Below are 7,093 nucleotides of genomic sequence, written 5' to 3'. Positions count from 1 at the left end.
GCCAACGGGTGCGCCGTAATCCATCACGTACATGGAATATTTCTTGGCACCGAGCCGATCGAGCAACCCATCGACGAGATCGGCATAATGGCCGAAGGAAAAGACGAATTTGGTGTGATCGGGGGCGTCACTCTGGCCGAAGCCCGGGTAGTCTGGAGCGATGACCCTATAGCGATCGGCGAGAAGCGGGATGAGATTACGGAACATATGGGACGATGTCGGAAAACCATGGAGTAGAACGACCACCGGACCGTCTTTCGGACCCGCTTCACGATAGAAGATGTTCACACCGGCGATAGCGGCCGTCCGGTAATGAACGGTGACGGGAGCCTGCTGCGTGGCTGCTTGGTCGGGCGTGGACGACGCGGCAAAGGACAGTGGGGCGAAGCTGACAGTTGCGAGCATCAGGGTCAGGATCAGGCGTTTCATGGTGGTCTCCTTGGGGTTTGAGGCCAGCTACGACTGGCTTGAAGACCAACATATCCATGAGCAAAAAAATGATAATCCGCTCAATTCGGAAGTGATAATTACATCGTATGAAACAATGAACGCACTCACCTGAAAATTAAGGCCGGATCCTTTCCCTTTTGATCGGTGCGAATTTGGCAAGATGTTGATCGAGTTATGCCCGATAGGAGCCAAGCATCATCGGAAAGCGATGAATTTGGCCCGAGCCGGCCTCAATCTAGTTTAAGAGCCGGTTTTCCCGCAGGTGGGCCGCTGCCATGTCCACGAAGGCGCGAACCTTGGCTGGCGCGTGCCGCCCCTGCGGATGTAGGATATGGATCGGCATCGGTGGTTCTTCATAGTCGCTGAGGACGATCTGCAATTCCCCCGCAATGAGTGCCGGGCCGATCTGGTAATGCAGAACCCGGGTCAAACCCCACCCTGCTCGGGCCGCCGTTATCACGGCTTCATTCGTATTGCACTGAAGTATCGGGTCGATCATTACACGCTGGTCATTCGCAAAACGCCATTCCGGCGATGCCCAGGCGCTTGTTGACGCCGCAATGCGATGGTTTTTGAGGTCGGCCGGGGTGGTTGGAACGCCGTGGCTTTCGAAATAACTCGGGGATCCGCAAATGACGTGCCGCACAGTACCCACTTTGATAGCAGAGAAACCGGAATCACGCAGGTGGCCGATGCGAACGGCCACGTCGACCCCTTCTTCGACAATGTTGACGGGGCGATCAATAAACAGGGTCCTTGCATGCATGGTCGGGAAGGTATTCAGGAATTCAGTTACAATGGGCAGCACATACATCTGTCCGAACAAGGCCGAGGCCGTGATCGCCAGCGTACCGGTCGGGGTCGCGTAGGAACCACCCGCGGCAGCCTCCGCTTCGGCGATATCGGCCAATATGCGGCGGCAATCCTCGAAATACCGTGTGCCTGCCTCGGTCATCTTGACGGATCGCGTCGTGCGAACGAACAGGCGGGCACCAATGAGATCTTCAAGTGCTGCAACAGCCCGCGTCACCGCGGGTGCACTCATATGCATGTGGCGCGCCGTATCCGCAAAACTTTCCATCTCCGCAACCTTTGCGAAAATCCGCATTGCCTGCCATCGATCCATACGCCCCCCAAAGATTGCTCGTGCTGCTTCGACGTGACCGTTGCTCAAAATTGTATGAATCCCGAAACGGATTGAGCAAGACCGTTTCGAGATTGATACCAATGACATAACTGGAGATGTCATAAAAGAAGCGTTGGTGGTGGCTTATGCGGATCTCAACTGAGATCGGTTGATATAAGACGCCGCGATCCTTTCAATGTCCGCACAGGCTTGTGCGTCCAGACCGGCTTTCATCCCGCGCTCGCGGTTTTCGGCGTTCGATGAAAGTGCCAAAGCCATCGCTCTGGACAGCTGGAAATCGAAGCTCGAGCCGTTGCGGGCTAAATCGATTTCCGCGCCGGTCATGCCGAGCGCCTTCGCGTCCTTTTCCTGCTGCCGGACAAAAATGGGATCACGGCGTCCGGCGGTAAGCGCGAGTTCGATCGACAGCCTCGCCTTAGCATCGATTTTGAAACCTGTCATGGCCGTGACCTCCTTGATCCGGGCCTCGGTCAGAAGCCGAAGTCGCTCAACCCTGGATGATCGTCAGGCCGGCGTCCGAGTGGCCAGCGGAACCTGCGCTCAGCCTCCGTGATGGGATGCTCGTTGATGCTGGCATGGCGCGCGCGCATCAGCCCGTCCTCGGCGAATTCCCAGTTCTCGTTGCCATAGGCTCGAAACCACTGGCCGCTGTCGTCGTGGTATTCATAAGCATAGCGAACGGCAATGCGGTTACCCTGGAAGGCCCAAAGCTCCTTGATCAGGCGATAATCGAGCTCGCGGTTCCATTTGCGCGTCAGGAAGGCCTCAGCCTCGGCACGGTTGGTTGCGAATTCGGCGCGGTTGCGCCAGCGCGTATCGACCGTATAAGCAAGCGCCACCTTGGCGGCATCGCGGCTGTTCCAGCCATCTTCGGCAAGACGTACCTTTTCGATAGCACTCTGTTCATTGAAAGGGGGAAGTGGCGGACGAGACATAGTTTTACTCCTTGTAGATTGGGAAAGGGTTGGGCGGGCAGGCAGGCGACCACCCGTTAATTGATCATGCTGCAAGGCGATCGATACGCGGGAAATCGATCTCGGTGCCCAGGGCCTCGTTGATGTAGTTGGTGAATGTGTTCAGCGCGACATGAGCGATGATTTCGACGATTTCAGCATCGCTGTAACCCGCGGCGCGGACCTTTTCGATTTCGACTGACGCCACCGAGCCGCGATCGTCGACAAGGGCGCGGGCGAACTCGACAGCGGCGGCGGCCTTCGGATCATTCGAGGTGCCGCGGCGGTTCGCTTCGATTTCGGTCTCGTCCAGCTTGGCAAACTTTGTGCCAGTATAGGTATGTGCGGAAAGGCAGTAGTCACAACCATTGGCGTCGGCCATGGTCAGCGCGATCCGATCGCGGGTGGCCGGAGGCAGCTTACCCTTACCGAGAGCACCCTGCAGGGCCGTCAGGCCGCTCAAAGCCGCTGGGCTGTTCGACACCAGGCGGAAGATGTTCGGCACAGAACCAATCTGCTTCTGGATGGCTTCGAGCACAGGCCGCGAGGCTTCGGGCGCATCGTTGATTGTGGCAGGCGTCGGAATTCGTGACATGTCTATCTCCTTGATTTGGTTGCAAAGGCTTCCGTTTCGTCCCGAATAAGATGCTCCGATTTTGTCGGATGATGAACCTCGAAAAGGCGGAAGATACCCTTGCGTCAGACGCATCAATGACGCGTGTCAGAGTTCGAGCTGGATCCGGTTTTCCTCATCGCTCTCCTGTTCAGCAGGAACGGCGCAGCACAGCAGCACTTCGCCTTCGGCAATCGTCGCCGTTGGCTCCTTGACGTAGGTCACCGCACCCTTGGTGAGCTTGGTGCGACATGTTCCGCAATTTCCTTCCCGGCAACTGAATTCGGGGCTCAGGCCACGCGCTTCCGCCAGTTCCAGCAATGTGCCGGAATCGGGCGTCCAGCGCGCCTCTTTCAGCGATCCCACGAAGGCGACCGGCACAGGTTTAGAGGATGGCGGCAGGCGAGGGGTCACGATCGACCAGGCGTCGAACACTCGCTTCAGCGACGAAGGGCCAAACGCCTCTGAATGGATGCGCCCGTCGGCGACATTATAACCACGCAGCCCGTCGTATAGTGACTGGGTAAACTGCGGCGGCCCGCAAACGTAGAAATCATAATCGTTGAACGGCAAGTGGCGGGAGAGCAGCGCCAGGTTGATATGCCCGATCACATCGTAGTCAACGCCTTCTTCAGCGCCACTGGCATCGCTCAAGACTCGGATGAGCCTGACAGCGCCTTGCGCGGCGTTCACAAGCTCGGCGATTTCCCGGTCGAACGGACGCTCCTGTCTGGAACGTGCCGCATGAAAAACAATGATCGGCCGAATGCGCTGCTTGCGCAGTCCCTCGTAGACGACGTGGCGCAACATGGCGAGCATTGGGGTAATCCCCACCCCACCGGCAAGCAGCACCGCCGGGCGGATCGCGCGGGCATCGATGGTGAAGGCGCCGGCCGGCGCCCGCGCTTCGATCGTGTCGCCGACGCGGATATGATCGTGGAGGTGTTGGGACACTGCACCGTCTCGCTTGACACTGATGCGGTAGAGACCGTCCGAAGGCGCAACGGACAGGGTATAGGTCCGGATGACAGGCTTATCGGCGCCAGGGACGCTGATGCGAATCGGCAAATGCTGCCCGGCAATATGCGGCAGCAAACCTGCCCCATCGGCCGGCTGAAGGTGAAACGAACGGATCGAGGCACTTTCCTCGACGATCTTCGTCACTGTCAGAGCGCGCCACTGACTGGCAAGCTCCGCGGCACGCAGCCGGTCGGCTGCCTGCGCCCAATCTCCGGTCATCAAGGAATTGGCAGACCATCCGTCTTGCCGGAAGGCAAAGCGCAGCGCGAGCGCGTTGCGACGGCGAACAATGCGGCGCGCCTTAAAGGTCCACAGCCGTTCGGCTCCCTGAAAAGCCGCGATCTCGGGTGAGTTCAGGATAACCTCGGCGTCACCGGTCATCTGCAGCATGTCGCCACTGGCGTAATCGACGAACACAAGCCCCGCCTTGCCGTTCAACAGGATGTTTCCGAGGGTTGAAAAAAACATGTTTCCATCGAAGTCCGGGACCGTCAGTGTCCCGTCGCCCGCAACGCGAACAAAACCAGCCTTGCCGCCGCGATGAGACACATCGACCTGGCGTCGATCCTCGCGATCAGCGAAAGAGGCGACGAAAAACGCATCTGCCGCCGCGATCATGGCACGCGCTGCGTTGTCGAGGACGGACAGGTCTTCGACAGAGCCGGCAAACGCTTCGCCCGGCTCGCGCGCAAATTCAAAATCGCGCAACTGGATATATCGCGGACAGTTTCCGAAGCTCTGGTCGACGTCCACGCGCAAACCGTCGGCTGAATTCGAGATGATCCCGTTCATGCGGTTGCGCCGCCTTGTGTGCATCTCCATGCCGAGAAGGCCGATGGGCTGGCCCTCGGCCAAACCTGCGCTCGCGGGGTCGCTGGCATCGCTTCTGGCCGCGATATTCAGGATGGTTGACGATGGGGAGGACATGAAGCCTGAGTGGCCCTCAAGGAAAGTCGCCCAGGCGTCGCCTCGCCTGTCGACACTGCCCAGCACGATGAATGGTAGCTGAGCGTAAAAGTCGCGATGTTGATCGGGCATGAAGTCGCGAATGACACGCTGACCGACGGCCGCCATGCGTTCGGCGACGCCGACCTTCTCTTGAATATAGGTCTCACCTGCGTGCCAGACCGGCAGCGCCTTCAAGGTCTCGTTCATGTCCTGTCTCCCCGAAAAAATAAAGATCGGGCGCACGCAGCCGCACGCCCGTATCCCGGCTCAAGCAGCAAGGCCGACTGGCGTTTGAACAAACGGAACGAAGCCTGGTAGCGCTTCGACACGGCGGAGAAAGGCATCGACAGCCGGATAGGTGGTGAGATCGACGTTCCCCTCTGGCGCCCGGGCCACGTAGCTGTAGATCGCAACGTCCGCGATCGTCGGCCCATTGCCGACAAGCCAGGTGCGGTCGGTGAGGTGGCTTTCGAGCTTGCCGAGCAGCGCATGAGCGCGCCCAATCACCTCTTCAGGGTTGTACTTGGCACCGAAGACGGTGATCAGCCGTGCCGCTGCAGGACCATAGGCCACCTCCCCGGCGGCAACCGATAGCCAGCGCTGAACGGCGGCGGCGCCCTGGGCGTCTTCGGGAAGCCAATCGGTGCGCGCAGCCTTCTTGGCGACGTAAACGAGGATGGCATTGCTGTCGGAGATGGCCACGCCATCGTCTTCCAGTACCGGCACCTGGCCGAACGGATTCAGCTTCAGAAATTCCGGCTTCTTGTGCGCGCCAGATTTCAGATCGACCTCGACCAGTTCGTGGGGCAGACCAAGTAGCGAGACGAACAAACGGGCCCGATGCGAGTGCCCTGACAGAGGATGGTGATAAAGTTTCATGAGCTGCTCCTGAGACATTCTCGGATGGGTTCATTCCCGATCCGCGTCTCGAAGGTGCAATAATCGTTCGCCCGTGAGAACGGCCGAGTTTCGCAGTTCATAATTACGGCTGACGCAATAATCCCGAGAACGTGCATACCTATGGCGAACTGGAGGAAGCCATGGATGGCGCCAAAGAAAACCTGAACAGCCTGTCCATCATCCAGGTTGTCGTGCCTCAGCGGTCGATCCCCGATAATGCGCGGAAAGCAAACTAGAGTGGCCGATGTCGCAATTATCCTGGGCCTTTAGCCCTTGCTGGACCACTATCCCCGGCAGCTGTCTGGAGGACAACGGGAGCGAGTAGACATGGGTCGGGCCGCAGACGCATGCCTGCAATCCTCCATCGATCCGCATAGCGCACCTTTTCCGCCCGGTTATGCTGCGGCAGCGCGCTCGACGAACCGAAATACCCTTACCACGCTTGCACGGCTCAATCCAAGCTCTTCGGCGATGCAGTCTACCGACTTACCAGCGGCCTCCAGCCGCAATACCTCTTCCGCCTTGCGTGTCCACCTGTCCACCGATGTCAGCTTTTCCGGGACGACGTCGCTGAACGGGGCACGATCTGTGATGGAGGTTCTGGCGCATTCGACACGGGCGGAAGTCATCACATGCTCCATTGTATCAGTGAGGGATCACAATTAATGAGATGAAGCGTGTCGAAATTAAATTCCAATTTATGAGGTACCGGAGGCACGCCGTTATTAGTAGACCTCTTGGTTTTCAGTGTGGTTTGGCAGTAAAACGGGGTGTTCCTCAAATTTTGTGGTCGTGCTGCTGAGGGGGCAGCATTCCCGCTCTAACGACCTCTGGACCTGCTCTGCCATACATTGCACGCTTGATCGTCTTCAGGCGGATTGATGTGGCCTTCCACCTAGCCGTCGCTCCACGGAAGTTCGATTGCGTTGTGACGGCGTCAATGTCACGACGCAAAACTCGGTCGACCGCGCGATCGACCGCAGCTGATGACGTTCACTGGCCGACTTGAGCCGACTCGCACCGTTGGACTATAACACATATTTCATAACTGCCAGGAAAATT

Annotated in this window: 8 protein-coding genes and 3 pseudogenes; 2 read left to right on the top strand and 9 right to left on the bottom strand. The window is 58.5% G+C overall.

What is annotated here, in order from left to right:
- The 7 genes from C9413_RS25000 to C9413_RS24970 form a co-directional block, all read right to left on the bottom strand.
- The coding region (locus C9413_RS25000; RefSeq protein WP_170251043.1) for an alpha/beta fold hydrolase at positions 1 to 429 on the bottom strand (429 nt) is incomplete at its 3' end.
- A 256-nt stretch (positions 430 to 685) separates the two neighbouring features.
- On the bottom strand, positions 686 to 1,576 hold the full coding sequence (locus C9413_RS24995) for a LysR family transcriptional regulator (RefSeq protein WP_040114758.1): 891 nt from the start codon (positions 1,574 to 1,576) through the stop codon (positions 686 to 688).
- Positions 1,577 to 1,720: 144 nt separating this feature from the next.
- The gene (locus C9413_RS24990; RefSeq protein WP_223844122.1) at positions 1,721 to 2,038 is read right to left on the bottom strand and encodes a hypothetical protein; all 318 of its coding nucleotides are present in this window, start codon (positions 2,036 to 2,038) and stop codon (positions 1,721 to 1,723) included.
- Positions 2,039 to 2,067: 29 nt separating this feature from the next.
- The gene (locus tag C9413_RS24985; protein WP_040114757.1) at positions 2,068 to 2,532 is read right to left on the bottom strand and encodes a DUF1348 family protein; all 465 of its coding nucleotides are present in this window, start codon (positions 2,530 to 2,532) and stop codon (positions 2,068 to 2,070) included.
- A 64-nt stretch (positions 2,533 to 2,596) separates the two neighbouring features.
- Positions 2,597 to 3,145, bottom strand: coding sequence for a carboxymuconolactone decarboxylase family protein (locus C9413_RS24980; protein ID WP_170251042.1), 549 nt, complete (start codon positions 3,143 to 3,145; stop codon positions 2,597 to 2,599).
- Between the two features lie 126 nt (positions 3,146 to 3,271).
- Positions 3,272 to 5,338 carry a pyridoxamine 5'-phosphate oxidase family protein gene (locus C9413_RS24975; RefSeq protein ID WP_040114755.1) on the bottom strand — a complete coding sequence of 689 codons (2,067 nt, stop codon included), beginning with the start codon at positions 5,336 to 5,338 and terminating at the stop codon, positions 3,272 to 3,274.
- Between the two features lie 60 nt (positions 5,339 to 5,398).
- A complete protein-coding gene (locus tag C9413_RS24970) occupies positions 5,399 to 6,010 on the bottom strand; it encodes a glutathione S-transferase (protein ID WP_040114754.1) in 612 nt (203 codons plus the stop codon).
- Between the two features lie 131 nt (positions 6,011 to 6,141).
- On the opposite strand from C9413_RS24970, the pseudogene C9413_RS33805 reads away from it, so the two are divergent.
- Together C9413_RS33805 and C9413_RS24965 are read left to right on the top strand one after the other, a co-directional pair.
- A pseudogene (locus C9413_RS33805) lies at positions 6,142 to 6,267 on the top strand (thiamine pyrophosphate-binding protein); the annotation flags it as partial.
- A 13-nt stretch (positions 6,268 to 6,280) separates the two neighbouring features.
- Positions 6,281 to 6,370: pseudogene (locus C9413_RS24965) on the top strand (bacitracin ABC transporter ATP-binding protein); the annotation flags it as partial.
- 56 nt (positions 6,371 to 6,426) lie between these two features.
- Here the strand turns inward: C9413_RS24965 and C9413_RS24960 are convergent.
- A complete protein-coding gene (locus tag C9413_RS24960; RefSeq protein ID WP_040114753.1) occupies positions 6,427 to 6,660 on the bottom strand; it encodes a hypothetical protein in 234 nt (77 codons plus the stop codon).
- Positions 6,661 to 6,808: 148 nt separating this feature from the next.
- Positions 6,809 to 6,991, bottom strand: a pseudogene (locus tag C9413_RS24955) (ISL3 family transposase); the annotation flags it as partial.
- Positions 6,992 to 7,093 lie beyond the last annotated feature (102 nt).

Source organism: Rhizobium sp. SEMIA 4085 (assembly GCF_013004495.1).
Lineage (GTDB): Bacteria > Pseudomonadota > Alphaproteobacteria > Rhizobiales > Rhizobiaceae > Rhizobium > Rhizobium gallicum.
This window is presented reverse-complemented; position numbering and strand designations above follow the sequence as displayed.